Raw genomic sequence first — 25,791 nt, 5'->3', positions numbered from 1 at the left:
GTCTGTTCGGGGTTCAACGAGCGAGTACCCCCGGTGCGCTTCCTAATCCTCGGAGCTGCCGGCGCGCTGCCCCCCTCCGGCAGCGCGCCGCAGCACCGGTCACCCTCCACACCGTACGAACTTGCCCGAGGAACATGCCGTGTGGGAGGGCTTGACCACTGTGGCCTGCGGTGCGCACCGGATGCGAGGAATCTTTAGCTTCTTCACCCTGATAGGCGAAGTCCGTTGAAAACCCGTCAAGTTCGCCGGGCTTCCCCGCGTCAGACGTGGGCCGCGCCCGCGCCCGCCTCCGCGTTCTCGCCGCGCTTGGTGAGCAGGGCGACGAAGACCGCCACGACCGCGACTCCGCACGCGACCAGGGATGCCAGGCTCATGCCGGAGATGAACGTGTCGTGCGCGACGTCCGCGATCTTCGCGGCGATCGCCTCCGGGGTGCCCTTGGCGACCGGGGCCACACCGACCTGGACGGCCTCGGAGGCCTGGCCCAGCTGGGTCGGGGTGAGCGGCGGGAGGCCGGCGTCCTTCCAGTTGCCGGCGAGGTCGCTGTCGACCTTGGACGCCATCACGGCACCGAGGACGGCCGTACCGAGGCTGCCGCCGATCTGCATCGCCGCCTGCTGGAGGCCGCCGGCGACGCCGGAGAGCTCCATGGGCGCGTTGCCGACGATGACCTCGGTGGCGCCGACCATGACCGGCGCGAGGCCGAGGCCGAGCAGGGCGAACCAGAGGGACATGACGGCGCTGCCGGTGTCCGCCTTCAGCGTCGACATGCCGTACATGGCGATCGCGGTGGCCGCCATGCCGCCCGCCAGCGGGATGCGCGGGCCCAGCTTGGTGATCAGCGCGCCCGCGAGCGGGGAGCCGACGATCATCATGCCGGTGAGCGGGAGCAGGTGCTCGCCGGCCTCGATCGGCTTCATCCCATGCACGTTCTGCAGGTAGAACGTCACGAAGAACAGACCGCCCATGAAGGCGATGGCCATCAGGACCATCAGCACGACACCCGCGGACAGCGGGACCGAGCGGAACAGGGTGAGCGGGATCAGCGGCTCCTTGACCTTCGTCTCCCAGAAGGAGAAGAGGACGAAGCCGACTATCGAGACGGCTGTGAACGTCCAGGTCTTGCCGTCGCCCCAGCCCCAGGCCGGGGCCTTGATCAGGGCCCAGACCAGGCAGAACATCGCGCCCGAGAGCAGGGCGATGCCCAGGATGTCGAACGAACGCGGGGCGCTGTATCCATTTTTCGGGCTTCGCCCGAGGGCGGCTCGGTGGTCGCGCAGGATCAGCAGGCCCAGGATCAGGGCGATCGCGCCGACCGGCACATTGATGAAGAACACCGACTGCCAGTTGACGTGCTCGACCAGGACGCCGCCGAGGATCGGGCCGCCGGCGGTGGAGGCGCCGATGACCATGCCCCAGATGCCGATGGCCATGTTGAGCTTCTCGGCCGGGAAGGTCGCGCGCAGCAGGCCGAGCGCGGCCGGCATCAGCAGCGCGCCGAACAGGCCCTGGAAGACGCGGAAGGCGACGACCGCAGCGATGCTGTTCGACAGGCCGATGGCACCCGAGGCCGCGGCGAAGCCGGTCACGCCGATCAGGAAGGTCTGGCGGTGCCCGAAGCGGTCGCCGAGCTTGCCCGCGGTGATCAGGGAGACCGCGAGGGCGAGGAAGTACCCGTTGGTGATCCACTGGACGTCGGCGAAGCTCGCCTTGAGGTCCTTCTGGATGGCCGGGTTGGCGATGGCCACGATGGTCCCGTCGAGGGCCACCATCATGACCCCGACGGCGACGGTGATGAGGGTGAACCACGGGTGGCCGCGCAGCCCGGAGGCCCCCGGCGCGTCCGACGGGGCTGCCGGTGCCTTGTCCCCCGGCCCCGTCGTGTCGATGGTGGTCTGACTAGTCATGTGTTCGAGGCTAGTGACAGCCACTGACAATTGACAAACCAATTCACAAGTCAGTAACTGACGCATATGGAAACACTCCGCGAACGCAAGAAACAGCGCACCCGGGACGCGCTGCTGCGGGCCGCCGTCGAACTGTTCACCACCCGCGGGTACGAGCAGACGACCGTCGACGACATCGCCGAGGCCGTCGACGTCTCGCAGCGCACCTTCTTCCGCTACTACGCCGGCAAGGAGGAGGCCGCGCTCGCCCTGCAGGAGCTGGCGGTGGCGCGGTTCGTCGAGGCCGTACGCGAACGGCCCGCGGACGAGGCGCCGATGGCGGCGCTGCGCCAGGCGGTCCTGGAGGGCTGGGACACGCTCCACGAGACCATCGAGACCGTCGTCCCGGTCGAGCTGTATCTGCGGATGTACCGGGTGATCGAGTCGACGCCCGTCCTGCTCGCCGCACATCTGCGGCGCCACGAGGAGACGGAGGACACGATCGCGCGGGTGCTCGCCGAGCGGGAGGGCCTGGACGTGGACGCCGACCCGCGGCCGCGCCTTGCCGTGGCGATCTTCGGCGGGGTGATGCGGGTGACGGAACGGCAGTGGTCCACCGGTGAGGACTTCAGTGTCGAGGCGATGCGCGCGTTGACGGTCTCGTACCTCGAACAGGTGGGGCCCGCACTCACGGAGAGCTGGCGAACACGCTGAGGCATATCGCGAGGACATTGACAGACACTGAGGTCATCGCCACGTTTATCGAAACGTGATACCCGTCACTCAGCTCCCGCGAGACCCTCTCGTTCTCCTAGTGTGTCCTCCCAGTGACTTCCTTCGACACCTCCCCGCAACTGAACGTCTGGCGCGCCCTGCTCGCGCTGGCCGTCGTGTTCGTGATGCTGGCGACCACCGGGTGGACCGCCCTGCGCAGCCATCGCGCGGTGACTCCGCTGCAGGCCTCGCTCTCCTCCTGGGAGCACGGCGCCCTCCACGGACACCATCTGCCGGACCCCGACGCGTCCCCCGCGCGCCTCGCCCGCTTCTTCGCCTCGCTCACCGCTCAGGAGCGCACCCACCTCGCCCACCGCTACCCCCTCGCGGTCGGCAACATGAACGGTGCCCCCCTCGCGCTGCGCTACCGCGCCAACCGCCTCGCGCTCACCGAGCAGCGCAAGGTCGAGCTCGGGCGCATGCACGACAGCCGGCTCTCGCTCCTCGGACAGCACGACGCCGGCCGGCGTATGCACCGCTACGAGTCGTTGCTGCAGAAGGGCCGGCAGATCCTCGCCTTCGACCCCGAGGGCTCGGGGCGGGTCGCGGAGGTGATCGGGGACCTGCAGCGCGCCGAGCGTGTGTCGGTCGTCGTCCCCGGCGTCGACACCAACCTGCTGACCTTCCAGAAGACCAACCGCCCGTACTCGGCGGCCCTCGGCATGGCCCGGTCGCTGTACGCGGCGGAGCATGCGGCGAGCCCGACGACGCGTACGGCCGTGATCGCCTGGGCCGACTACACGGCGCCCGCCGGGCTCGGCATCGACTCGGCGACGGCGATGCGCGCGGCGGAGGGCTCGCTGCGGCTCAACGCCATGCTGCGCGGGCTGCCCGGGAAGGCGCCGGTCTCGCTGTTCTGCCACAGCTACGGCTCCGTGGTGTGCGGCATCGCCGCGCCCGGACTGCCGCGCCGGGTGGCCGACATAGCGGTGGCCGCCAGCCCCGGCATGCGCGTGTCGAACGCCTCCCATCTGCGCACCACCGCCCAGGTGTGGGCGATGCGGGACGCCACCGACTGGGTGCAGGACGTGCCGTACCTGGAGCTCGGCGGGCTGGGCCACGGTGCCGACCCGGTGTCGGCCGCGTTCGGGGCGCGGGTGCTGTCCGCGCAGGGTGCGAACGGGCACGCCGGTTACTTCGAGCCGGGCACGGAGAGCGTGCGGAACTTCGCGGAGATCGGCGTTGGCGCGTACCGGTCGGTGCACTGCGCACGCGAGGAGAACGTGTGCCGGGAGGGTTTGTCCGGCGCGTCCACGGACGGACGCGCGTAGAGGCGCAGAAACTGCGGTCTGCGCGGGGTGGAGACGAAGGAGCGGGTCATGCATACGATGAGCCGCATGGGTGACGTACTGGCCGGATTTCATGCCGCCTGGGAGTTCGAGTCCGACTCCGTGCTCATCCGCTACGAACGAGGGATTCGAACACCTAAGCTCTTCCAGGCGCTGGGGGAACGCCGTGTACCGCTGGAGGCGATCTCCGGGGTGACGCTGTCCCCCGGCAGGCGCGGCACTGTCGTCCTGCGGGCGGAGCTGCGGCCCGGGGCCGATCCGCTGCTGGAGGCGGCTGCGGGGCAGCTGAAGGAAGGGTCCGATCCGTACCGGCTGGTGCTGCCTGCCGAGCGGGACGCTCTCGCCGAGTACTACGCCGATGAGCTGCGGGGGCTGTTGACCGCGGACCAAGAGCCCGCCGAGCGGTTTCTGGTGGCCGCGCCCGAGGCGCCCCGGCAGTTCAAGGCCTATGACGCCAAGGCGTCCTTCGACGGGAAGACCGTGCACTTCCGGTGGTTCTGGACGGGAGCGTCGTCGGCGAAGTGGAAGGCCGGCGACCAGAGCTTTCCCGTCGGGGAGCTGAGCGGGGTGGAGTGGCGGTCGCCGGAGGTTTTCGAGGGGCATCTGCGGTTGTTGCGGCGGGATGCTGCGCAGGCGGAGCAGGTGGATCAGGATCCGGCGGCTGTGGTGTTCGGGCTGGGGTACGGGCCCGTGCATGAGTCGTTGCCGTTTGCGGCGGCTGTGCTGGCTGCGGTGCGGGGTGCCGTGCCGGCGGCTGTGGTGGCGGCTTCCGTGCCGCGGCGGGATCCTGCGGATATTGCCGAGCGGATCCGTCACCTGGGGGAACTGCATCAGGCGGGGCTGGTGACGGATGAGGAGTTCTCGGTCAAGAAGGCGGAACTGTTGGCCGAGCTTTAGGTGGTTTGCCGACTGCGGGCCCGTTGTGGCTGGTCGCGCAGTTCCCCGCGCCCCTTAAAGACCTCACTCACGCCCGGCGGAAGCGAACCGCATGTCCGGGTAACGGGTGCCCGCTACCTTCGCGGCGATCGGTTCCAGCAGGGCCAGGTCATCCTCGGTCAGGGCGATGCTCGTCGCCGCCGCGTTCTCCTCCACGCGGTGGCGCTTGGTCGTGCCCGGGATCTGGGCCACCGCAAGGCCGTGCACGTCCGCTCGTTGCTGGACCCAGGCCAGAGCGATCTGAGCCGGCGAGGCACCATGGGCCTCGGCCACCGCTCGGATCGGTTCCAGCAGCGTTGCGTTGGTGGCCGCGTTGTCGCCCTGGAAGCGGGGCATCGTGCGGCGGACGTCGCCGTCGGTGAGGTCCTGGTCCGCGTTGGAGAAGGAGCCGGCGAGGAAGCCGCGGCCCAGCGGGGAGTACGGGACCAGGGCCACGCCCAGTTCACGGGCGGCCGGCACCACGTTGGCCTCGATGTCCCGGCTGAACAGGGACCACTCCGACTGCACGGCGGCGATCGGGTGCACGGCCCGCGCGGCGCGCAGTTCGTCGGCGGTGACCTCGCTGAGGCCGAGGTGCTTGACCTTGCCCTCGCGGACCAGCTCGGCCATGGCGCCGACGGTCTCCTCGATCGGGACGTTCACATCGCGCCGGTGCATGTAGTAGAGGTCGATGACGTCGACGTCCAGGCGGCGCAGGCTGCCCTCGGCGGCCTGGCGGACGTACGGGGCGTCGCCGCGGATGACCCGCTTGGTGCGGTCGCCCGCCGGCACGCGTACGCCGAACTTGGTCGCGATGACGACCTCGTCGCGGTGCGCCTTGAAGAAGGGTGAGAGGAAACGCTCGTTGTCGCCGTCGCCGTAGCCCTCCGCCGTGTCGTACAGCGTGACGCCCAGCTCCAGTGCCCGCTCCAGGGTGGCCCGCGACTCGTCCGCGTCGGAGGGACCGTACGCCCAGCTCATGCCCATGCAGCCGAGGCCCTGTACGCCGACCTCGGGGCCGTCGGCGCCCAGTCGTACGGTCGGGATCCTGCTGTCCGTCATCGCACCTTCTCCGCGTAGAAACTGATCTTCCGGTCGAGCACCGCGAGGGTGTCCTGGAGCTCCGCCATCCGGGACAGCACGTCCCGGCGGGTCTGCTCGAGCAGTTCGAAGCGCTCGCCGAACGTGTGGTCGCCCTCGCGCACCAGCTCCGCGTACCGCACCATGTCGGCGACCGGCATACCGGTGAGCCGCAGCTTGCCGACGAGGTCCAGCCAGTCGAGGTCGCGGTTGCTGTAGCGGCGCTGGCCCGTGTGCGAGCGGTCCACGTGCGGCATCAGGCCGATGCGCTCGTACCAGCGCAGGGTGTGCGCGGTGAGGCCGGTGAACGCGACGACCTCACTGATCGTGTAACTGTCCTGGCCTTCGGGGCGCCGATGGGGGTGGGGCGGGGCACCGCAGCTGTCGGTCCGGGTGGGCGTGGTCTCCATCACCGTCATGACCTCAACGCTATGGCCTTCGAGTGCACTCCAAGCAAGCGGAACCCATAAGAAATAAGCACAGCGGAAATAAGCACAGCGGAAATCGGCGGGACATGGGGCTGTGGCGGTGACTAGCGTGCGGGGCATGACTCTTGTACGCCGGGCCGTGCCCGAGGACGCGCGGGAAGTGCTGCGGCTGCGCCAGGTGATGATCGATGCGCTGCCGGGGTCGGATCCTGCCACGGACTGGCACGCGCAGTCACTGCCCGGGCTGCGGGAGAGGCTGGGCGAGACGGAGGGGAACTTCGCCGCTTTCGTCGTCGACCATCCCGAGCGGCCGGGGGCGTTGGCCGCGCTGGTGGCCGGGACGGTGGACTACCGGATCGGGAAGGCGGGCGATCCGCACGGGGCGGTCGGCTACGTCTTCAGTGTGGCGACCGATCCGGACGCGCGCCGTCGCGGTTACGCGCGCGCGTGCATGGACACGCTGCTGGACTGGTTCCGGGAGTGCGGTGCCGCGCGCGTGCACCTCACTGCCTCCCCGGACGCCGAGCCGCTCTATGCGTCGCTCGGGTTCAAGCCCAAGCCCGACCCGTTGCTGGAGCTCACGCTGTGAGCGCTTAGGCTCGACGGCATGTCGCTGAAGAGCCTTGCGCTGATCGAAAACTGGCCGGTTCCCACCGCTGCGGCGGGTGTGGTGCGGGGCGACGGCACGGTCCTCGGCACCCATGGCCCGGTCGGCCACCGCTTCCCGCTCGCCTCGGTCACCAAGCCGCTCACCGCGTACGCCGCCCTCGTCGCGTACGAGGAGGGGGCGATCGAGCTCGACGAACCGGCAGGCCCGCCCGGCTCGACGGTCCGCCATCTGCTGGCCCACACCTCGGGGCTCGCGTTCGACGAGCACCGGGTGACCGCGCCGGCCGGGGAGCGGCGGCTGTACTCCAACGCCGGGTTCGAGCAGCTCGGCGACCACATCGCCAAGGCGACGGACATCCCGTTCGGGGAGTATCTGCGGCAGGCGGTGCTGGAGCCGCTGGGGATGAGCGGTACGTCCCTTGAGGGCTCCCCCGCCAAGGACGGCGTCTCGACGGTCGAGGACCTGCTGCGGTTCGCGGCCGAGGTGCAGGCGCCGCGGCTGCTGGATCCGCGGACGGTGGCGCAGGCGATGACGGTGCAGTACCCGGGGACGAAGGGCGTCCTGCCGGGGTACGGGCACCAGAATCCGAACGACTGGGGTCTCGGCTTCGAGATCCGTGACTCCAAGTCGCCGCACTGGACGGGCTCTTCGTCCTCTCCGCGGACCTTCGGGCACTTCGGGCAGGCGGGTACGTTCCTGTGGGCCGACCCGGACGCGGGTGTGGCGGGCGTGGCCCTGACCGACCGGGCCTTCGGGCCGTGGGCGGTGGAGGCCTGGCCGGTGTTCACGGATGCGGTGCTGGCGGAGTTGCGGGGCTGAGGTCGGGGCACCCCGGGTTTTTCGCCCCCGCCGCCCCTACCCGTCCCGTACCTGGGGGCTGCCGCCCCCAGACCCCCGCTTTCGGCCTGAACGGCCTCGTCCTCAAACGCCGGACGGGCTGAGTGATGCCGGCCGGCGTCAAGAAGGGGCCGCCATCTCCCAGATCAGCAGCTCCGTGCTCGTCGCGGCCAGCGCCTCCATGTCCTTGGCGTCCGTGATCCGCGCTGCGTCGCCAGGCCCCAACTGCTCGCCGTCCAGGCGTACTTCACCGCGTACGACGTGGACGTAGACATGGCGGCCGTCCGGCACCGCCGTGCGCTCCCCCGCCCCCAGGCGCCGCACGTGCAGCATCGCGCCCGCCTCCGGGACCGCGTACGGGGTCGAGTCCGCGATGCCGTGGACGATCTCGTAGGCGGGGTCGCCGCCGGGGTCGCGGGGGGCCAGCCACATCTGGACGAAGGTCAGGGGGCCGTCGCCGTCGTTGCGCTCCACGTGTCGTACGCCCGCGGCCGAGCTCAGCCGCTGGACGTCGCCGGGCCGGACCGTCGTCTCGTGGCCGAAGGAGTCACGGTGGGTCAGCTCGCCCTCGACCACCCACGTGACGATCTCGGTGTGGCTGTGCGGGTGTTCGTCGAAGCCTGCGCCGGGCGCGAGGCGCTCCTCGTTGCAGGCGATCACCGCGCCGAAGCGGAGGTTGTCGGGGTCGTAGTGCGGGCCGAAGGAGAAGGCGTGCCACGACTCGATGCCTGCTGCCGGGTCGCCCCCCGGGTAGCGCTCCGCAGCGCGCCGTACGTCCATCACGAAGTCCACGGTAGACCCGGCGACGCACGCTCCCGTCCGGATAAGGCAGTCTTGTCCCCGTGCCCGAACCCGAAACGAGCAAGCCCGAAGCCGCCGCGTCCCGCGTCCACCCGCATGCAGCGACCCTGAAGCGACTGGAGAAGTCCTCCGGCTCTCTCGCCCAGCAGGCCATCGCGCGCATGGACGAGACGCTGCCGTGGTACCGGGCGATGCCCCCGGAGAACCGCTCCTGGATCGGGTTGGTGGCTCAAGCCGGTATCGCCGCCTTCACCGAGTGGTTCCGGCGTCCCGACGCCCCGCAGGCCATCTCGACGGATGTGTTCGGGACCGCGCCCCGCGAGCTGACCAGGGCGATCACGCTGCGGCAGACCGTGGAGATGGTGCGCACCACCATCGAGGTCATGGAGTCCGCGATCGACGAGGTGGCGGCGCCCGGTGACGAGAGCGTGCTGCGCGAGGCGCTGCTCGTGTACGCCCGGGAGATCGCCTTCGCCACCGCGCAGGTGTACGCCCAGGCCGCCGAGGCACGCGGTGCCTGGGACGCGCGCCTGGAGTCGCTCGTCGTCAATGCGGTGCTCAGCGGGGAGGCCGACGAGGGCGCCGTCAGCCGGGCCGCCGCCCTGGGGTGGAACGCGCCCGAGCATGTGTGTGTCGTCCTCGGGACCGCCCCCGACGGGGACTCCGAGCTGACGGTGGAGGCGATCCGGCGGGCCGCCCGGCACGCCAAGCTGCAGGTGCTCACCGGGGTGCTCGGGGACCGGCTCGTCGTCATCGCCGGCGGCAGCGACAACCCCATCGCGGTGGCCAAGTCGCTGATCGGGCCGTATGCGGCCGGGCCCGTGGTGGCCGGGCCGGTGGTGGCCGATCTGCTCGCCGCGACCCGCTCCGCGCAGGCCGCGGCCGCCGGCCTCAAAGCGTGTTCGGCCTGGCAGGACGCCCCGCGGCCGGTACTGGCGGACGATCTGCTTCCGGAGCGCGCGATCGCCGGTGACCCGAGCGCGCGCGAGCAGCTGGTGGAGGAGATCTACAGACCGCTGGAGGAGGCCGGGTCGGCGCTTCTGGAGACGCTCTCCGTCTATCTCGAGCAGGCGAGCAGTCTGGAAGGCGCCGCCCGGATGCTCTTCGTTCACCCGAACACCGTGCGCTACCGGCTCCGACGTGTGACTGACGTCACCGGCTGGTCGCCTTCCGATGTACGCTCCGCCTTCACGCTGCGGATCGCGCTGATCCTGGGGCGTCTGGCCGACGGGGATCTCCCCGCCTAGTCTTTTGTCGGGGGTCCACAAAACCCCCTCGTGTTCTTCGTCCCTGTCCCCACGGGCGGCCTTGGCCGTCCACAAGAGAGAGTGTGAGAGTGCTTGTACTCGTCGCTCCCGGCCAGGGCGCCCAGACGCCCGGCTTCCTGACTCCCTGGCTCGAACTGCCCGGCGCCGCCGACCGCGTCGCCGCCTGGTCGGACGCCATCGGACTGGACCTCGCCCACTACGGCACGAAGGCCGACGCGGAGGAGATCCGCGACACCGCCGTGGCCCAGCCGCTGCTCGTCGCCGCCGGCATCCTGTCCGCCGCGGCACTCGGTGCCGTCACGCCGGGCGCCGTCGCGGGCCACAGCGTCGGCGAGATCACCGCCGCCGCCTTCGCGGGCATCCTCGACGACACCTCCGCGCTCACCCTCGTACGCAAGCGGGGTCTGGCCATGGCCGACGCCGCCGCGATCACCGAGACCGGGATGTCGGCGCTGCTCGGCGGCGACCCCGAGGTGTCGGTCGCGCACCTGGAGAAGCTGGGCCTGACCCCGGCGAACGTGAACGGCGCGGGCCAGATCGTCGCCGCGGGCACGCTGGAGCAGCTCGCCGTGCTGAACGAGGACAAGCCCGAGGGCGTCCGCAAGGTCGTCCCGCTGAAGGTCGCCGGCGCCTTCCACACACACCACATGGCGCCCGCCGTCGACGCGCTGGCGAAGGCCGCGGCCGAACTGGCGCCCGCCGACCCGAAGTTCACGTACGTGTCCAACAAGGACGGGCAGACGGTCGCGACCGGCGCCGAGGTGCTGGAGCGCCTGGTCGGCCAGGTCGCCAACCCGGTCCGCTGGGACCTGTGCATGGAGACCTTCAAGGAGCTCGGCGCGACCGCCCTGATCGAGGTCTCCCCCGGCGGCACGCTGGTCGGCCTCGCCAAGCGCGCGCTGCCGGGCGTGAAGACGCTCGCGCTGAAGACCCCCGACGACCTCGACGCGGCCCGCGAGCTCATCGCCGCAGTGTCCGATTCTGCTGCTGACGCAGCGGGCGCCGACGCCTGACACCAAGGAGCCGTACGAACATGTCGAAGATCAAGCCCAGCAAGGGCGCCCCGTACGCGCGCATCCTGGGCGTGGGCGGCTACCGCCCGACCCGGGTCGTGCCCAACGAGGTGATCCTCGAGACGATCGACTCGTCCGACGAGTGGATCCGTTCGCGCTCCGGCATCGAGACCCGGCACTGGGCCTCCGCCGAGGAGACCGTCGCCGCGATGTCGATCGAGGCGTCCGGCAAGGCGATCGCCGACGCCGGGATCTCCGCCGAGCAGATCGGCGGCGTGATCGTCTCGACGGTCTCGCACTTCAAGCAGACCCCCGCCGTCGCGACGGAGATCGCCGACAAGCTCGGCACGAACAAGGCCGCCGCCTTCGACATCTCGGCGGGCTGCGCCGGCTTCGGCTACGGGCTCACCCTCGCCAAGGGCATGATCGTCGAGGGCTCCGCGGAGTACGTCCTGGTCATCGGCGTGGAGCGGCTGTCCGACCTCACCGACCTGGAGGACCGTGCGACGGCCTTCCTGTTCGGGGACGGCGCGGGCGCGGTCGTGGTCGGCCCCTCGCAGGAGCCGGCGATCGGTCCGACCGTGTGGGGCTCCGAGGGCGACAAGTCCGAGACCATCAAGCAGACCGTGGCGTGGAACGAGTACGACAGCACCACGGGCAAGTTCCCTGCGATCACGCAGGAGGGCCAGGCGGTGTTCCGCTGGGCCGTGTTCGAGATGGCGAAGGTCGCCCAGCAGGCGCTGGACGCGGCCGGGATCACCCCGGACGACCTGGACGTCTTCATTCCTCACCAGGCCAACGAGCGGATCATCGACTCGATGGTGAAGACGCTGAAACTGCCGGAGCACGTCACGGTCGCGCGTGACGTACGCACCACCGGCAACACCTCGGCCGCCTCGATTCCGCTCGCCATGGAGCGGCTTCTGGCGACCGGTGAGGCGAAGAGCGGCGACACCGCGCTCGTCATCGGCTTCGGGGCGGGTCTCGTGTACGCCGCGACGGTCGTTACCCTCCCCTAGGCACTCTGTGCCGGATCATCATCGGATCCGGTGCGGAAAGCACTGCAACACCTGCCGCTGACGCGGCGGGCGCCACACCCTCTGGATTACTACGAAGGAGCGCCTGACATGGCCGCCACTCAGGAAGAGATCGTCGCCGGTCTCGCCGACATCGTGAACGAGATCGCCGGCATCCCGGTTGAGGACGTCCAGCTGGACAAGTCCTTCACCGACGACCTGGACGTCGACTCGCTGTCCATGGTCGAGGTCGTCGTCGCCGCCGAAGAGCGCTTCGACGTCAAGATCCCGGACGAGGACGTCAAGAACCTCAAGACGGTCGGCGACGCGACCGACTACATCCTCAAGCACCAGGCCTGAGCCTTCTAGGCCCGGCTGCATTGCCCCGCCACCCGGCGGTGGCGCCGCTGAATCCCGATCCGTTGGAGAAAGAATTCCCGTGAGCCCGACCAATCACACCGTGGTCGTCACCGGTATCGGCGCAACCACACCGCTGGGTGGCGACGCAGCCTCTACCTGGGAGGGCCTCATCGCCGGCAAGTCCGGCGTGAAGCCCCTGGAGCAGGAGTGGGCCGCCGAGCAGGCGGTCCGTATCGCCGCGCCGGTGGCCGTGGAGCCCACCGAGGTCATCCCCCGGCCGCAGGCCCGCCGCCTGGACCGCTCGGCGCAGTTCGCGCTGATCGCGGCCAAGGAGGCCTGGGCGGACGCCGGTTTCACCGAGAAGGCTGGTGACGATGCGAGCATCGACCCGGACCGTCTCGGTGCCGTCATCGCCTCCGGCATCGGCGGTGTGACGACTCTGCTCGACCAGTACGACGTGCTGAAGGAGAAGGGCGTACGCCGCGTCTCCCCGCACACCGTCCCCATGCTGATGCCGAACAGCCCCTCCGCCAACGTGGGCCTGCTCGTGGGCGCCCGGGCGGGCGTGCACACGCCGGTCTCCGCCTGCGCCTCGGGCGCCGAGGCCATCGGCTACGCCATCGAGATGATCCGCACCGGCCGCGCCGACGTCGTCGTCGCGGGTGGCACCGAGGCGGCCATCCACCCGCTCCCCATCGCCGCGTTCGGCAACATGATGGCGATGTCCAAGAACAACGACGACCCGCAGGGCGCCTCGCGTCCCTACGACGTCGCCCGTGACGGCTTCGTCCTCGGCGAGGGCGCCGGCGTCCTCGTCCTGGAGTCCGCCGAGCACGCCGCCAAGCGCGGTGCCCGCGTGTACGCGGAGGCGGTCGGCCAGGGCATCTCCGCCGACAGCCACGACATCGTGCAGCCGGAGCCCGAGGGCCGCGGCATCTCGCACGCCCTGCAGAACCTGCTGGAGCGCACCGACCTGGACCCGGCGGAGATCGTGCACGTCAACGCGCACGCCACCTCGACGCCGGCCGGTGACGTGGCTGAGCTGAAGGCGCTGCGGAAGGTGTTCGGCGACGACGCCGACCACATGGCGGTCTCGGCCACCAAGTCGATGACCGGTCATCTGCTGGGTGGTGCGGGCGGGGTCGAGTCCGTCGCCACGATCCTGGCGCTGTACCACCGGGTTGCTCCGCCGACCATCAATGTCGAGAACCTTGATCCTGAGGCGGAGGCTGCGGCGGACATCGTCCGTGGCGAGGCCCGGAAGCTTCCCGTCGAGGGCCGGATTGCCGCGCTGAACGACTCGTTCGGGTTCGGTGGGCACAACGTGGTGCTGGCGTTCCGCACGGTCTGAGTATTGCCGTGAACGGCGGGTGGCCCGTCCCCGGGTTGGGGGCGGGCCACACGTCCTTCTTTGTCTGCTGGTTTGTGGGGGCTGGTCGCGCAGTTCCCCGCGCCCCTGAGGGGCGCTCACACCACCTGGTGGAGCCAGCGCACCGGGGCTCCTTCTCCCGCGTACCTGAAAGGCTCCAACTCGTCGTCCCACGGCTTTCCGAGGAGCTTGGTGATCTCGGACTCCAGTTCCGTTTCGCCCTGCTGTGAGCGGGTCAGGGCGGCGCGGAGGCGGTCTTCCGGGATGAGGATGTCGCCGTGGATGCCGGTGACGGCGTGGAAGATGCCGAGGTCGGGGGTGCAACTGTAGCGTTCGCCCTCCGCGGTGGGGCAGGGCTCCGCGGTGACCTCGAAGCGCAGGAGCTGCCAGCCGCGCAGCGCGGAGGCCAGCTTGGACGCCGTGCCGACCTCGCCCTGCCAGGAGAACTCCGAGCGCCAGGTGCCCGGCGCGGCGGGCTGCCGGATCCAGTCGAGGTTGACGCGTGTGCCGAGCACCCCGGCGACGGCCCACTCGACGTGCGGGCACAGCGCGCGCGGCGCGGAGTGCACGTACAGAACCCCACGTGTCGTCACCGGGACCTCCGGGCAGAGCAGGACAATCGGGCGAACGGGCGGACGGCCGCGGCCGGACGGCCACGTTGATGGCGAGGCTACCGTGCGGCGGCGCAAGGAGTGTGACGTACCGTCGGTCCCGATGCGCTGAAACGTCCGCCATTCACCCGGCAGGACGCTTGTACGGGTGTGAACCGTTGCAGGGTGCGTGGATCGGGAACTCTCGCGCGTTGTTATGGGGTGACACATCCGTACACAGACGGACGCACCGAGGGGATCACCGGCGTATGCGGAAGCCAAGCCACCGATCACGGACCGTTCTCGCCGCCGTGGCGGCGACCGTCCTGGGCGTCGCCGGGTGTGACGCCGTCGGTGGCAACTCCGCCGGACCGACGGGCACCGAGGCGCACAGCGCGAAGCCCGCGCCGGCGTGGGACGTGAACCCCCGTTCGATCGCGGCGGTCGGCGACTCCATCACGCGCGGCTTCGACGCCTGCACGGTCCTGTCGGACTGCCCGGAGGTGTCCTGGGCGACCGGCAGCAGCGCCAAGGTCGACAGCCTCGCCGTACGGCTCCTGGGGAAGGCCGAGGCCGCCGAGCGCAGCTGGAACTACGCGGTGACCGGGGCGCGGATGGCGGACCTGCCGGGTCAGATGGCGCAGGCGGTGACGCGCAGGCCGCAGTTGGTGACGGTGATGGCGGGGGCGAACGACGCCTGCCGGGCCAGCACCGCCGCCATGACCTCGGTGGAGAGCTTCCGCGCCGACTTCGAGGACGCGCTGAGCACCCTGCGCAGATCGCTGCCGAGGACACAGGTGTACGTGGCGAGCGTGCCGAACCTGAAGCGGCTGTGGTCCGAGGGCCGTACCAACCCGCTGGGCAAGCAGGTGTGGAAGCTCGGGATCTGCCCCTCCATGCTGGGCGACGCGGACGCCCTGGACTCGGCGGCGACGCTGCGCCGGGACACCGTGCAGAAGCGGGTGGAGGCGTACAACACGGTACTCAAGGAGGTCTGCGCGAAGGACCGGCGGTGCCGGTTCGACGGGGGCGCGGTGTACGACTACCGGTTCGGTACGGCTCAGCTGAGCCAGTGGGACTGGTTCCATCCCAGTGTGAACGGACAGGCGCGGCTCGCGGAGATCGCCTACCGGAAGGTCACGGGGAAGAACGCGTGAGGTGCTGTGATCCGGGACCGCGGGGCCGTGACCTAAAGTTCCGCACATGAACGAACTCTTCGGCGCACTTTCCGACGGCACCCCGGTTCACCGCTGGACCCTGGAGCGGGCCGGCGTGCGGGTGCGGATCCTGTCGTACGGCGGGATCGTGCAGTCACTGGAGGTCCCGGACCGGGACGGGCGGGCCGGGAACGTGGTGCTGGGGTTCGCGGACCTGGACGGCTATCTCACGCACCCGGAGCCGTACCTCGGCGCACTGATCGGCCGGTACGCCAACCGGATCGCGGGCGGCCGCTTCCCGCTGGACGGGGTGACGTACGCGCTGGAGCAGAACACGCCCCCCAACTCCCTGCACGGCGGCGAGCACGGCTTCGACAAGCGGGTGTGGGAGGTGACGCGGGCCGGCGAGTACGGGGTGCGGCTGAGCCGGGTCAGTGCGCATGGCGAGGAGGGCTTCCCGGGGCGGCTGGAGGTCTCGGCGACGTTCACGCTCGACGAGTCCGGCGCCCTGCGCATCGCGTACGAGGCGGTGACGGACGCGCCGACCGTGGTGAACCTGACGAACCACAGCTACTTCAACCTCGGCGGCTCGGGCAGCGCGGGCGGCCACGAACTGCGGCTCGCCGCCTCCCGCTACACCCCGGTCGACGCGGACCTGATCCCGACCGGCGAGCTGGCCGACGTGACGGGCACGCGGTTCGACTTCCGTCAGGGGCGGAAGGTCGGCGCCGGATACGACCACAACTTCGTGCTCGACGGCGGAGTGACCGGGACCGCCCGTGAGGTGGCCGAACTTCACGACCCGTCTACCGGCAGGGTGCTGACCGTGGCCACCACCGAACCCGGCCTCCAGATCTACACCGCGGACCACCTGTCCGCGCCCTTCGCCCCCGGCGAGGGCATCGCACTGGAGACCCAGCACTTCCCCGACTCCCCGAACCACCCGGACTTCCCGAGCACGGTGCTGCGGCCGGGCGGGGTGTTCAGGTCGGAGACGGTGTACGGGTTCACCACCCGCTAGCGGCAGCGGAACGCACGAGCCCCGGCCCAGGGGTCAGGTCCCGGGCCGGGGCTGTTCGTGGGGAGACTTGTCCCGGATCAGACGTTAATCGTCGCGGTGAGTCGGCGGTCGGTGATCGAGCGGCTCACCTGGATCTCGTACGAACCCTTCACAAATGACCATGAGTTCGTTTCCTCGTCCCAGACCTCGAAGGCGCGGCGCGGGATCTCGACGACGGCTTCCGCCGTCTCGCCGGGGGCCGCCTCGACGCCCGCGAAGCCCGCCAGCCGGCGTGCCGGACGGTCCGGGCCGGGCTCGGCCGGCGCCAGGTAGAGCTGGACGACCTCCCGGCCCGCGCGCTCGCCGGAGTTGCGGACGCGGATCGTGGCGGTGGTGCCGTCGACCTCGACGGACTCATAGGCCCAGTCGGTGTAGCCGAGGCCGTGGCCGAAGGGGTACGAGGGGGTGCGGCCCTGCTTCTCCCAGGCCCGGTAACCGATGAAGACGTCCTCGGTGTACGCGAGTTCGCCGGCCTCGGGCACCACCTGGGTGACCGGGGCGTCGGAGAGGGAGCCCCAGGTGGTGGGCAGGCGGCCGCCCGGCTCGTGCGCGCCGGTCAGCACGTCGGCGAGGGCCGCGCCGCCTTCCTGGCCGGGGAACCAGCTGAGCAGCACCGCGGCGACCTGGTCCCGCCACGGCAGCTCGACCGGGGAGCCGGAGTTGACGACCACGACCGTGTTCGGGTTGGCGGCGGCGACCGCGCGGACCAGGTCGTCCTGGCGGCCGGGGAGGTCGAGGTCCTTGCGGTCGAAGCCCTCGGACTCCACCCGGTCGGTGGTGGCGACCACGACGACCGCGGTGTCGGCGGCGCGGGCGGCCTCGACGGCCTCGGCGATCAGCTCGTCGGCGTCGCGCTGCGGCTCCAGGTGGGCCAGGGCGAAGGCGACGACCTTGAAGGGGAACTCCTCGGGGAGGGCGTAGACGTAGGTGAGGGAGACCTCGACGGGTTCACCCGCGGTCAGTTCGGCCTGGGCGCGGGGCACCGGGGCGCCGAAGAACGCCTCGAAGGGGTCGCTGTCGTCGGCGGGGCCCTGGAGGTCGTCGTAGTACGTCGTGCCGTCGACGGTGAGGGTGAAGTGGCCGGTGCCCTTGGTACCGAAGGTGTGCGGGCCGGTCTCGCGCGGGGTGAAGGTGCCGGTCAGCTCGACGGTGTGCAGACGGTCGCGGGTGACGCCCTCGGGGAGGTCGGAACCCATCCACTGGAGCTGGCCGTTGGGCGCGGAGCCCGTGCCGATGACGTTCCCGTCCGCGTCCCGGCACACCGCCCGCAGTTCGAAGCCCTTGTCGGCGACCGCGAGTTCGGTGGTGGGGTCGGCGCCGACGGCGTAAGTGAGCGTGCCCTCGGGGAGGGCGGCGGTGAGGCCGTCGAGCGGGGAGACGATCCGGGCCGGGAAGACCGTGGCCGAGCCCCCGCCGAGGACGCGGGCGTCGCGGGCGGCGGCGCCGATCAGCGCCACCGTGCCGGGCTTGAGGGGCAGGGCGTCGTTGTCGTTCTTCACGAGGACGAAGGCGCGGCGGGCGATCTCGCGGGCCAGTGCGATGCCGTCGACGGGCTCGGGCAGTGCGGTGACGGCGGGCTCGGCGCTCTCCAGGGCGCCGACGCGGGCGGCGAGCCGCAGGACGTTGCGTACGGCCGCGTCCACGACGGCCTCCTCGACCTTGCCGTCCCGCACGGCCTGGGCGAGCGGCGCGCCGTACACGGTCTGCGGGCCGGGCATGGCGACGTCGAGGCCGCCCTCGATGGCGCCGACCGTCGACCGGGCGGCCATCCAGTCGGAGACGTTGTAGCCGTCGAAGCCCCATTCGCCGCGCAGGACCTCGTTCACCAGGTAGTGGTGCTCGGTCATCGTCGTGCCGTTGACCGTGTTGTAGGCGGTCATGATGCCCCAGGGGTGGGCGTTCTCGACGATGAGCTCGAAGGGGGCCAGGTAGAGCTCGCGCAGAGCGCGCCGGGAGACCAGGTTGTCGACGGTGAAGCGGTCGGTCTCGGCGTCGTTGGCGACGAAGTGCTTGACGGTGGTGCCGACGCCGCCCGACTGGACGCCCTGCACATAACCGGTACCGATCAGCCCGGTCAGATACGGGTCCTCGCTGTAGGCCTCGAAGTGCCGTCCGCCGAGCGGGGAGCGGTGGAGATTGACCGTGGGGGCGAGCAGAACGTGGACACCCTTGCGCCGGGCCTCCTGCGCGAGCAGGGTGCCGGCGCGGCGGGCGAGTTCCGGGTCCCAGGTGGCGGCCAGGGCGGTCGGGGACGGCAGGGCGATGGAGGGGTCGTCGGCGGTCCAGCGCACTCCCCGGACGCCGATCGGGCCGTCGGACATGACGAGCGACTTCAGGCCGATCTCCGGCAGGGCGGGCAGGGACCACATGTCCTGGCCGGACAGCAGCCGGGCCTTGGCGTCCAGGTCCAGCTTGCCGAGCGCCGCGTCGACGGCGGCCTCGCGCGCCCTGTCGGCCGGAGAGGTTCCAGGGGTTCCCGCCATGGCGGTGCCTCCTCATCGAGTCATGTCGTCCTGCCGCCCCATCGTGCACCCACTCCCTGTAACACGGTAGGTTTCGTTATCGTGCCGTAATATTTGCTGTACGGGGATGTCGTACGGTGACGCCATGAACGCCAGGGTCAGAAGCGAGGAGCGGCGCGCGGAGATCGTGCGGGCGGCGCTGGAGGTGATCGCCGAGCGCGGGTACCGGGGCGCGTCCCTGGCCGCGGTGGCCGAGCGCGTCGGGCTCACCCAGCAGGGGCTGCTGCACTACTTCCCGACCAAGGACGCGCTGCTGGTCGCCGTGCTGAAGGACCGGGACCAGTGGGATGCCGTACCGGCCACGCAGTGGCGGGTGGATCTGCTGGCCTCGCTGGTCGAGTACAACGCGATGCGGCCCGGGATCATCCAGACGTTCTCCGCGCTGCTGGGCGAGAGCGTGACGGAGGGGCATCCGGCGCGGGCGTACTTCACCGGGCGGTACCGGCAGGTGCGGGAGAACATGGCGGCGGTGCTGCGGGCCGAGTACGGGGAGCGGCTGCCGAACGGGCTCACGCCGGAGCGGACGGCTCCGCTGCTGGTGGCTGTGATGGACGGTTTGCAGTACCAGTGGCTGCTGGACCCCGAGTCGGTGGACATGCCGGGGGCGTTCCGGGACTTTCTCGCGCTGCTGGGCGAGAAGGTCTGAACTCCCCCGCTACTGGCGCCAGATGACGGCGAGCGCCTTGCTCACCGCGCACACCGCGGCGAGGGCGACGGCCCAGCCCACCGCCCCGGCGGCGAACAACGCGGCCACCCCGGCCCCGAACCAGAGCAGTTCGAAGCCGACGCGGACCGCGCCGCGCGTCTTGTACGACGCCTTCTGGGAGCCGAACAGCGCCCACAGCACGATCAGTACGGCCGGGGCGCCGAGGCCGAGGAGCCAGGCGAGCGGGGCGGCCACGTCCCGGGTGAATCCCCAGTAGGAGACGGCCACCAGAGCGCCGAGTTCGATGAGGAACAGGACGCCGAGGTTCACTGCCTTGATTGCCTTCATGGGGCGCAGTATCGCCCGGAAGCGATCACTCCGGTGCGGGTACGGCGGCGACGACCTCGATCTCGATCTGCGCCTCGGGCCGGAACAACCGCGAGGCCTCGAAGGTCATGCTCGTCGGCGGTGTCCCGGTGAGGAACTCCCGCCGCACGGAGCCGTATTCCTGCAGCTTGGCGATGTCGGTCAGATACGAGCGGATGTTGATGACGTCGGCCAGGGTCGCGCCGTGGGCGCGGAGCAGGGCGTCGAGCCCCTCGAAGATGCCGCGCGTCTGATCTGCGAGGGTTGCGCCCTCGGCGATCTGACCGGAGACGAACAACAGGGCGCTGCCGTCGGCGTGTTCGACGCGGGCGACCTGGGAGTAGTAGGGACTGGCGGGTTGAGGGGCGTCGGCCGGGTGGGCAGCTGTTGGCTGGGGTGTTGGCCATGACCGGCCGACCCGCCCCCCGTATGGGTGAACAGGGTCGCTTTCCGTGATCGCGCGGCTGATCGGAACGCATGATCGATGGCGGCAGCTGAGTTAGCACGGGAAGGGGGGTGGCCGGTGGCGCGCAAGCGTGGGAAGAAGCGGGAACTTCGCGTCCTGGCAGCCCCGTTCACGGTGGCTGCGCCCTCTGGCGCCCGGATCCGGGACCGGCTGCGTCTGACGGTGGCCGATGAGAAGGTCCTGTGCCTGGCAGGGGAGCACCTGGGGCGTCATCAGCGGGCCGACCTGGCCGAGCGGGTGCGGCTTGGCCAGGTCCCCGCGAACGGCACTCGGCGGGCGGAGCGGAAGAAGAGGCTGACTGCGGTGTCCTCCTCCCGCTGGGCGGGGGCGATGACCCGGGCCAGCGAGGACCAGTACCAGCTGTCCATGCGCTGCCTGTACGACGAGCGGGCCGGGTTGCGCCGGGCCATCCGCACCATCAGCCGCCGCCTGGCCGCCCCCTGCGGCAAACACTCCAAAGACGGGGTGCGCGGCTACGCCGACCCCAGCGAGCGGGCCCAGAAACAGCGCCGGATGCACATGCTTAAGGCCCGGCTTGCCGCAGTGGAACAGAAGATCGCCTCTGGTCGGCCAGCCATCGTGGCCGGGGGTAAACGCCTGGCCGGGCTGCGGCACCATCTGCCTGAAGCACAGCTGACCGAGGCCCAGTGGCGTGAGCAGTGGGAGGCGGCCCGGCTGTTCCTCACCGCGGACGGCGAGTCCGGTGCCCCGCACGGCAACTACACCATCAGTGTCGACCCCGCAGACGGCACGGTGACCCTCATCCTGCCCGAACCCTTGCGGCACTTGGCCAACGCGCCCCGAGGCCGCTACCGGCTGTCCTGCACCGTGGGGTTCTCGCACCGCCGTGAGGAGTGGCTCGACCGGGTCACCGTGCACCGGGCCGTGCGCTACGACATCGTCTGCGACCGGGTAAGTGGCCGCTGGTACCTGGACGCAAGCTGGTCGACCGACAAGGCTGTACTGCCCGCCCCGGACGAGCTCACGGCGCGCGGCGTGCGGCTGCTGGGCGTCGACCTGAACGCCGACCACCTCGCCGCCTGCGTCCTCGACCCGCACGGCAACCCCATCGGCGACCCGATCACCGTCCCGCTCGACCTGACCGGCCCCACCAGCACCCGGGACGGCCGCCTGCGCACCGCGATCAGCGCTTTGATCGCCCTCGCGCGGCAGCACGGTTGCGCCGGGATCGCCATCGAGAACCTGGGCTTCTCCGACGCCCGCGCCACCGGGCGGGAGACGATGGGCCGGGGCAGCCGCGGCAAGACGTTCCGCCGCACCGTGGCCGGGATCCCCACCGCCCGCTTCCGTGAACGCCTGCGCGGCATGGCCCATCACGCGGGGCTGGTGGTGGTCGCGGTCGACCCGGCCTACACCAGCCGCTGGGGCGGCCAGTACTGGACCACATCCCTGCAGGAGCAGACCAGGAAGACCACGGTCACCCGGCACCACGGTGCGGCGGTGGCCATCGGCAGGCGCGCCCTCGGCTTTGGGATTCGGCGTCGGCCAGGTGTGACCGGCCACCACCGGAGGATGGTGGCACGGAGAGCTACCGGCCAGACCGTATCCCTGCTGAGGGTGCGCGGGACCGCGAGCCCACCCAGGACAGCGGGCACGCCCACCCCGGGCGACAAGACCCGACCGCGCCAAGGTGACCAGCTCGCGCTGTTCCCCGGCCCCCAAGACCGTTCGGGGGGCCACCGGACCGCACGTCCGGATTACGGCGAGTTGGCCAATACCGGCCAACAACCCTAGGAACGGTTGTCCAGGGTGACCTTCTCTTCGCGGGGCTCCTTCAGGAGGTTCGCATGCCGGACGTTCGCATGCCGGACGCCGGGCATGCGGGCGGCTGCCTCGGAAAGGCCCGCGGGAGGCCGCGGAGCTGGTACCGGTGACGGTGCCGGTCCTCGACGAGCGGGCCCCGGCCCGGGCGGTCTACGCGGCGACGGCGCGGGGGCGGGCGCTGACGCCGGCCGTGGAGGCGTTCGTCGGGGCACTGCGGGAGGCGGTGGCCCGTATCCCCGTCCCCGGGTAGGTGCGCGTACTCGATGCACACCCGACACACCCGCACCATGGCGTAGACCACTTCCGTCGGGCGATACTGCGGCCGTCCGCACCACGCTCCCCCACGACGGCGACGGAAGGACCTGAACTCCCTTGAATTCCATACGCGTTCGGATCGGTGTACTCGGACTGGCACTGCTGGCCGGGTTCGCGGCCCCCACCACGGCGACCGCCGCCGCGACCGTCCCCTCCCCCACCGTGGAGGAGCAGCGGCTCGACAAGGCCGTACCGCAGGAGATCCTCGAACGGTCCGGGTTCGACGACGTGGCTCCACGGCTCACCCGCGCGCTGGAGAAGGCCCGTTCCTCCGCACAGGCCCGCCGCATCGTCGTGGAGGAGGGGTCGGCGCTGTGGCGGCGGGCCGTGGACCGGGCACAGGGGCGTGGACCCGCGGGCGGGGACCTGGCCCGGGACGACGACCGGCCGCTGTACTGGGCACGCCTCGCGATGACCCGGGAAGTGCGCACCTGGGAACCGGAGTTCGGGCTGAGCGACCGGCAACGGGCCGCGCTGATCGATGCGTTGGAGCGCACCTCGCGCGGGCAGGCCGACGTCCGCTGTCCGCAGCACGGCAAGGGCCTCAGGCGCGTCCTCGTCACCGGCTTCGACCCGTTCACGCTGGACCGGGACATCCGGATCTCCAACCCTTCCGGGGCCACCGCGCTCGCGCTCGACGGAACGGTGATCCAGACGGCGAAAGGGCCGGCGCGGGTCGAGACGGTCGTGTTCCCGGTGCGCTGGCAGGACTTCGCGGACGGCACCGTGGAGCGGACGCTGCGGCCGTATCTGAAGCAGGTGGACCTCTTCACGACCGTGAGCCAGGGGCGGGTCGGGCGGTTCGACGTGGAGCGGACCAACGGGGCCTGGCGGGGCGGGTTCCCCGACAACGACGACATCAGCCGGACGGAGACCGTCCCCGTCACCGATCCCGCCTCACAGCCGCAGTGGACGACGACCACCCTGCCGTACAAGGAGATCGTGGCCGCGAACACGGGACGCTTCCCCGTGTACGACCACACGGAGGTGACCGAGATCCCGGCGGGCGGCACCGATCCGGTCGTACGGCCGGACGGGCCGACGGCCGGGTCCACCGCGCGGGCCGGAGGCGGCGGGGACTACCTGTCCAACGAGATCGCCTACCGGGCCACCCTGCTGCGGGACCGTCTCGGGCTGCACGACACCCTGCCCGGCGGCCATGTGCACACGCCGGTGCTGCAGTTCGGCACGGGCAACACCGACCCGGCGACCGGTACGGTCACGGACCCGCAGTTCCTGCAGAACCGGCAGGACATCATCACTCAGGTACGGGCGATCCTGACCGTCGCGGTCAACGCCACGACCGCTGGGTGACGTCCTCCCCTTCGGGGTCCTCGGCGGTGTCGTCGTCGCCGTCCTCGGTCTCCTCGCCCAGCAACTCCCGCGCCAGCAGCGTCGCGCCCGCGACCGCGCCCGGCATCAGGAACACCGCGACGAACGGCACCAGGAAGGCCAGGCCCAGCGGGGTGCCGAAGCCCCAGACCAGGGTCTTGCGGGAGCGCAGCAGGGTGAGGCGGTCGCGCAGTTCGACGCCTCGGCGCTGGAGGGCGACGGCGGTCAGTTCCTCCGTGAGGAAGAAGCCCGTGACGAAGAAGCCGATCACCGGGACGACGGTCTGTCCGACGAGCGGGAGGAAGCCGAGGGCGAAGAGCAGGACGCCCCAGAGCAGTGCGCGCACGAGGATACGGAGGCTGTCGCGGGCCGAGATCCACAGCTCGCGCCAGAGGGGGAGGCCGGACTCGGGGACCGTGCCGCTCGGATCGACGTCGGCGTCGACCTTTTCGGAGAGGTTCTCGTAGAAGGGCTGGCCGACGAGGAGTGTCACGGCCGTGAAGGTGAGGACGGCGAGGAGCAGGGCGAGGGCGAAGAGCACTGCCGTGAGGAAGCCGCGGAAGAGGCCTTGCCAGGGGCTGGACCAGTCGCCTGCGAAGGGGGTCGCCCAGGTGACGGCGTCCTCGCCCCACAGGGCCAGGCTGACCAGCGCGGCCATGTAGAGGACGAGGGTGATCAGGCCCGGCAGCAGGCCGAAGCCGTATTGCTTGCCGTGCCCGGCCACCCATCGTTGGCCCTTGAGTAGGTAGGTGAAGCCCGCCCCGAGATCGCGCATGTGGGAACCCTATCGGGCCCCGATTTCCCGGACGGCACCGACGAACACCTGGCACTACACGGGGGTGACGGCCACCACGACCCCCCTCTCCGCCGCCGGGGAGACCGCCGCCGACACCCTTGTCGCCGCCGCGCGTGCCACCCGCCCCGCTCGGGACGCCGCGGCCAGCAGCAGGGGCTGGAGGTGCTCCAAGCCGGAGACCAGGAGCTCCTCCCCCGCAACCAGCACCGGACGGGCCGCGTTCGTCGTTGCTGCCGCTGCCTCCGTGAGGTCGGCCAGTGGGGGCAGGGTTGCCCGGACCACTCCTGCTCCGGCGGCTGCGGCGCGTTCCGCGAGGGCGACCTGGAGTGGCATCAGGGGGGCGAGGGCGGCGGTCAGCGCGTCGGCGACGCGGCGGAGTTCGGGGGACGAGTCGCGCAGGACGTCCGCTGCCGCCCGGAGCACCGGCGTCACCGCGAGAAGTGCACCCGCGGCCACGCCCGCCGCCGCGGGCAGCACGGGGGAGGTCGCCTCGACCAGGTCGCCGAGGGCGTCCGCGAACTCCTCCACAGCCGGCTCGACGGCGTCCAGCACCGGCAGGAGGCTGTCCCCGATCGCCGTCAGCAGGGCCTGCGCCGGTTCGCTCACCGGGTGCACGGCGAGGGGCGCCCCGCTCGTGCCCAGCCGGGTCAGGGTGCCGACGATCCGGTAGAACGCCTCCTGCGCCTGCGGAGACGCGCTCGCCTCGGCCAGTTCCGCCGTGGTCTGGCGCAGCACGCGCAGCACCTCCGCGCCCGAGCCGTCCCGCGGGTCGAAGGTGTTGAGCGCGATCCGGGTGATGTTCTGGGCCGTGTCCAGGAGCTGGCCGGTGATGTCGGTGGTGTTGCGTGCCATGCGCAGCACGTCGTCCCTGCCGGGAAGCGAAGGGATCGTTGCCATGGGCTCTCCTCGAATGGAGCCTCGGTGCCGACGGTCGCCCCTCAGCATGCCCCCATCCGACGGACTCCGTCGCCCCCTCCGGCCCACCCGCGATACGTCATACGGGGCATCCGTGACATGAACCGCCTCTTGTTGGGGTTGAGTCGAACAGGTACATCTCGCCGTATCGATCTCAGGAAGCCCCCTCGCCCAGCGCCCGAGCTTGAGGAGAAC

At 71.0% G+C, this 25,791-nt stretch carries 26 protein-coding genes; 16 read left to right on the top strand and 10 right to left on the bottom strand.

Annotation, left to right across the window (positions count from 1 at the left end; genetic code table 11):
- Positions 1-260: 260 nt before the first annotated feature.
- Positions 261-1,907, bottom strand: coding sequence for an MFS transporter (locus ACWCRD_RS20695; protein WP_450967252.1), 1,647 nt, complete (start codon positions 1,905-1,907; stop codon positions 261-263).
- A gap of 66 nt (positions 1,908-1,973) precedes the next feature.
- Here ACWCRD_RS20695 and ACWCRD_RS20690 point away from each other — a divergent pair, with 66 nt between their 5' ends.
- The 3 genes from ACWCRD_RS20690 to ACWCRD_RS20680 all read left to right on the top strand — a co-directional run bounded on the left by ACWCRD_RS20690 (position 1,974) and on the right by ACWCRD_RS20680 (position 4,846).
- On the top strand, positions 1,974-2,600 hold the full coding sequence (locus ACWCRD_RS20690) for a TetR family transcriptional regulator (protein WP_450967251.1): 627 nt from the start codon (positions 1,974-1,976) through the stop codon (positions 2,598-2,600).
- Between the two features lie 113 nt (positions 2,601-2,713).
- Positions 2,714-3,931: an alpha/beta hydrolase gene (locus ACWCRD_RS20685; protein ID WP_450967250.1), complete on the top strand. Its 1,218-nt coding sequence runs from the start codon at positions 2,714-2,716 to the stop codon at positions 3,929-3,931.
- Between the two features lie 57 nt (positions 3,932-3,988).
- A complete protein-coding gene (locus tag ACWCRD_RS20680; protein ID WP_450967371.1) occupies positions 3,989-4,846 on the top strand; it encodes a DUF4429 domain-containing protein in 858 nt (285 codons plus the stop codon).
- 63 nt (positions 4,847-4,909) lie between these two features.
- Here the strand turns inward: ACWCRD_RS20680 and ACWCRD_RS20675 are convergent, their stop codons facing one another.
- Together ACWCRD_RS20675 and ACWCRD_RS20670 are read right to left on the bottom strand one after the other, a co-directional pair.
- A complete protein-coding gene (locus tag ACWCRD_RS20675) occupies positions 4,910-5,926 on the bottom strand; it encodes an aldo/keto reductase (protein ID WP_450967249.1) in 1,017 nt (338 codons plus the stop codon).
- Positions 5,923-6,363, bottom strand: a complete 441-nt coding sequence (locus ACWCRD_RS20670; RefSeq protein WP_115908394.1) for a MerR family transcriptional regulator — start codon at positions 6,361-6,363, stop codon at positions 5,923-5,925. The genes ACWCRD_RS20675 and ACWCRD_RS20670 overlap by 4 nt, the downstream gene beginning before the upstream one ends.
- Positions 6,364-6,490: 127 nt before the next feature.
- Between ACWCRD_RS20670 and ACWCRD_RS20665 the strand changes: the two genes are divergently transcribed.
- Both ACWCRD_RS20665 and ACWCRD_RS20660 read left to right on the top strand, forming a co-directional pair.
- On the top strand, positions 6,491-6,961 hold the full coding sequence (locus ACWCRD_RS20665) for a GNAT family N-acetyltransferase (RefSeq protein WP_450967248.1): 471 nt from the start codon (positions 6,491-6,493) through the stop codon (positions 6,959-6,961).
- 18 nt (positions 6,962-6,979) lie between these two features.
- Positions 6,980-7,801, top strand: coding sequence for a serine hydrolase domain-containing protein (locus ACWCRD_RS20660; protein ID WP_450967247.1), 822 nt, complete (start codon positions 6,980-6,982; stop codon positions 7,799-7,801).
- Positions 7,802-7,939: 138 nt separating this feature from the next.
- On the opposite strand, the gene ACWCRD_RS20655 is transcribed toward ACWCRD_RS20660, so the two are convergent.
- Positions 7,940-8,599, bottom strand: coding sequence for a pirin family protein (locus ACWCRD_RS20655; RefSeq protein ID WP_450967370.1), 660 nt, complete (start codon positions 8,597-8,599; stop codon positions 7,940-7,942).
- Between the two features lie 62 nt (positions 8,600-8,661).
- Here ACWCRD_RS20655 and fasR point away from each other — a divergent pair, with 62 nt between their 5' ends.
- The 5 genes from fasR to fabF all read left to right on the top strand — a co-directional run bounded on the left by fasR (position 8,662) and on the right by fabF (position 13,628).
- The gene (gene fasR / locus ACWCRD_RS20650) at positions 8,662-9,867 is read left to right on the top strand and encodes a fatty acid biosynthesis transcriptional regulator FasR (RefSeq protein ID WP_450967246.1); all 1,206 of its coding nucleotides are present in this window, start codon (positions 8,662-8,664) and stop codon (positions 9,865-9,867) included.
- Between the two features lie 89 nt (positions 9,868-9,956).
- Positions 9,957-10,901: an ACP S-malonyltransferase gene (locus ACWCRD_RS20645; protein ID WP_450967245.1), complete on the top strand. Its 945-nt coding sequence runs from the start codon at positions 9,957-9,959 to the stop codon at positions 10,899-10,901.
- A gap of 20 nt (positions 10,902-10,921) precedes the next feature.
- The gene (locus ACWCRD_RS20640) at positions 10,922-11,920 is read left to right on the top strand and encodes a beta-ketoacyl-ACP synthase 3 (RefSeq protein ID WP_450967244.1); all 999 of its coding nucleotides are present in this window, start codon (positions 10,922-10,924) and stop codon (positions 11,918-11,920) included.
- Positions 11,921-12,028: 108 nt separating this feature from the next.
- A complete protein-coding gene (locus tag ACWCRD_RS20635; RefSeq protein WP_015660680.1) occupies positions 12,029-12,277 on the top strand; it encodes an acyl carrier protein in 249 nt (82 codons plus the stop codon).
- Between the two features lie 79 nt (positions 12,278-12,356).
- Positions 12,357-13,628, top strand: a complete 1,272-nt coding sequence (gene fabF / locus ACWCRD_RS20630; protein WP_450967243.1) for a beta-ketoacyl-ACP synthase II — start codon at positions 12,357-12,359, stop codon at positions 13,626-13,628.
- Between the two features lie 116 nt (positions 13,629-13,744).
- Here fabF and ACWCRD_RS20625 read toward each other — a convergent pair whose 3' ends face one another.
- Positions 13,745-14,239 (bottom strand): DUF3145 domain-containing protein, encoded by a 495-nt coding sequence (locus ACWCRD_RS20625; protein WP_115908388.1) that lies wholly within the window; start codon positions 14,237-14,239, stop codon positions 13,745-13,747.
- A 266-nt stretch (positions 14,240-14,505) separates the two neighbouring features.
- Between ACWCRD_RS20625 and ACWCRD_RS20620 the strand changes: the two genes are divergently transcribed.
- Entirely contained in the window at positions 14,506-15,393 is an 888-nt protein-coding gene (locus ACWCRD_RS20620; protein ID WP_450967242.1) for an SGNH/GDSL hydrolase family protein, read from the top strand.
- Positions 15,394-15,439: 46 nt separating this feature from the next.
- Positions 15,440-16,414, top strand: a complete 975-nt coding sequence (locus ACWCRD_RS20615; RefSeq protein WP_450967241.1) for an aldose epimerase family protein — start codon at positions 15,440-15,442, stop codon at positions 16,412-16,414.
- A gap of 77 nt (positions 16,415-16,491) precedes the next feature.
- Here the strand turns inward: ACWCRD_RS20615 and ACWCRD_RS20610 are convergent, their stop codons facing one another.
- Positions 16,492-18,936, bottom strand: coding sequence for a beta-glucosidase H (locus ACWCRD_RS20610; protein WP_450967240.1), 2,445 nt, complete (start codon positions 18,934-18,936; stop codon positions 16,492-16,494).
- Between the two features lie 106 nt (positions 18,937-19,042).
- Between ACWCRD_RS20610 and ACWCRD_RS20605 the strand changes: the two genes are divergently transcribed.
- A complete protein-coding gene (locus tag ACWCRD_RS20605) occupies positions 19,043-19,621 on the top strand; it encodes a TetR/AcrR family transcriptional regulator (protein WP_450967239.1) in 579 nt (192 codons plus the stop codon).
- Positions 19,622-19,630: 9 nt separating this feature from the next.
- Here the strand turns inward: ACWCRD_RS20605 and ACWCRD_RS20600 are convergent, their stop codons facing one another.
- Positions 19,631-19,969, bottom strand: coding sequence for a YrdB family protein (locus tag ACWCRD_RS20600; protein WP_450967238.1), 339 nt, complete (start codon positions 19,967-19,969; stop codon positions 19,631-19,633).
- Positions 19,970-19,994: 25 nt separating this feature from the next.
- Positions 19,995-20,444, bottom strand: coding sequence for a RidA family protein (locus tag ACWCRD_RS20595; RefSeq protein ID WP_450967369.1), 450 nt, complete (start codon positions 20,442-20,444; stop codon positions 19,995-19,997).
- 66 nt (positions 20,445-20,510) lie between these two features.
- Between ACWCRD_RS20595 and ACWCRD_RS20590 the strand changes: the two genes are divergently transcribed.
- From ACWCRD_RS20590 to ACWCRD_RS20580, 3 genes are all read left to right on the top strand, one after another.
- Positions 20,511-22,208: a hypothetical protein gene (locus ACWCRD_RS20590; protein ID WP_450967237.1), complete on the top strand. Its 1,698-nt coding sequence runs from the start codon at positions 20,511-20,513 to the stop codon at positions 22,206-22,208.
- 136 nt (positions 22,209-22,344) lie between these two features.
- Positions 22,345-22,488 (top strand): hypothetical protein, encoded by a 144-nt coding sequence (locus ACWCRD_RS20585; RefSeq protein ID WP_450967236.1) that lies wholly within the window; start codon positions 22,345-22,347, stop codon positions 22,486-22,488.
- Between the two features lie 122 nt (positions 22,489-22,610).
- Positions 22,611-23,867: a pyroglutamyl-peptidase I family protein gene (locus tag ACWCRD_RS20580; RefSeq protein ID WP_450967235.1), complete on the top strand. Its 1,257-nt coding sequence runs from the start codon at positions 22,611-22,613 to the stop codon at positions 23,865-23,867.
- Here ACWCRD_RS20580 and ACWCRD_RS20575 read toward each other — a convergent pair.
- Both ACWCRD_RS20575 and ACWCRD_RS20570 read right to left on the bottom strand, forming a co-directional pair.
- Positions 23,845-24,660 carry an EI24 domain-containing protein gene (locus tag ACWCRD_RS20575; RefSeq protein WP_450967234.1) on the bottom strand — a complete coding sequence of 272 codons (816 nt, stop codon included), beginning with the start codon at positions 24,658-24,660 and terminating at the stop codon, positions 23,845-23,847. The two genes, ACWCRD_RS20580 and ACWCRD_RS20575, sit on opposite strands and share 23 nt — an antisense overlap.
- Positions 24,661-24,714: 54 nt before the next feature.
- The gene (locus ACWCRD_RS20570; protein WP_450967233.1) at positions 24,715-25,578 is read right to left on the bottom strand and encodes a hypothetical protein; all 864 of its coding nucleotides are present in this window, start codon (positions 25,576-25,578) and stop codon (positions 24,715-24,717) included.
- Between the last annotated feature and the right edge of the window lie 213 nt (positions 25,579-25,791).

Source organism: Streptomyces sp. NPDC002092, from assembly GCF_053593775.1.
This window is presented reverse-complemented; position numbering and strand designations above follow the sequence as displayed.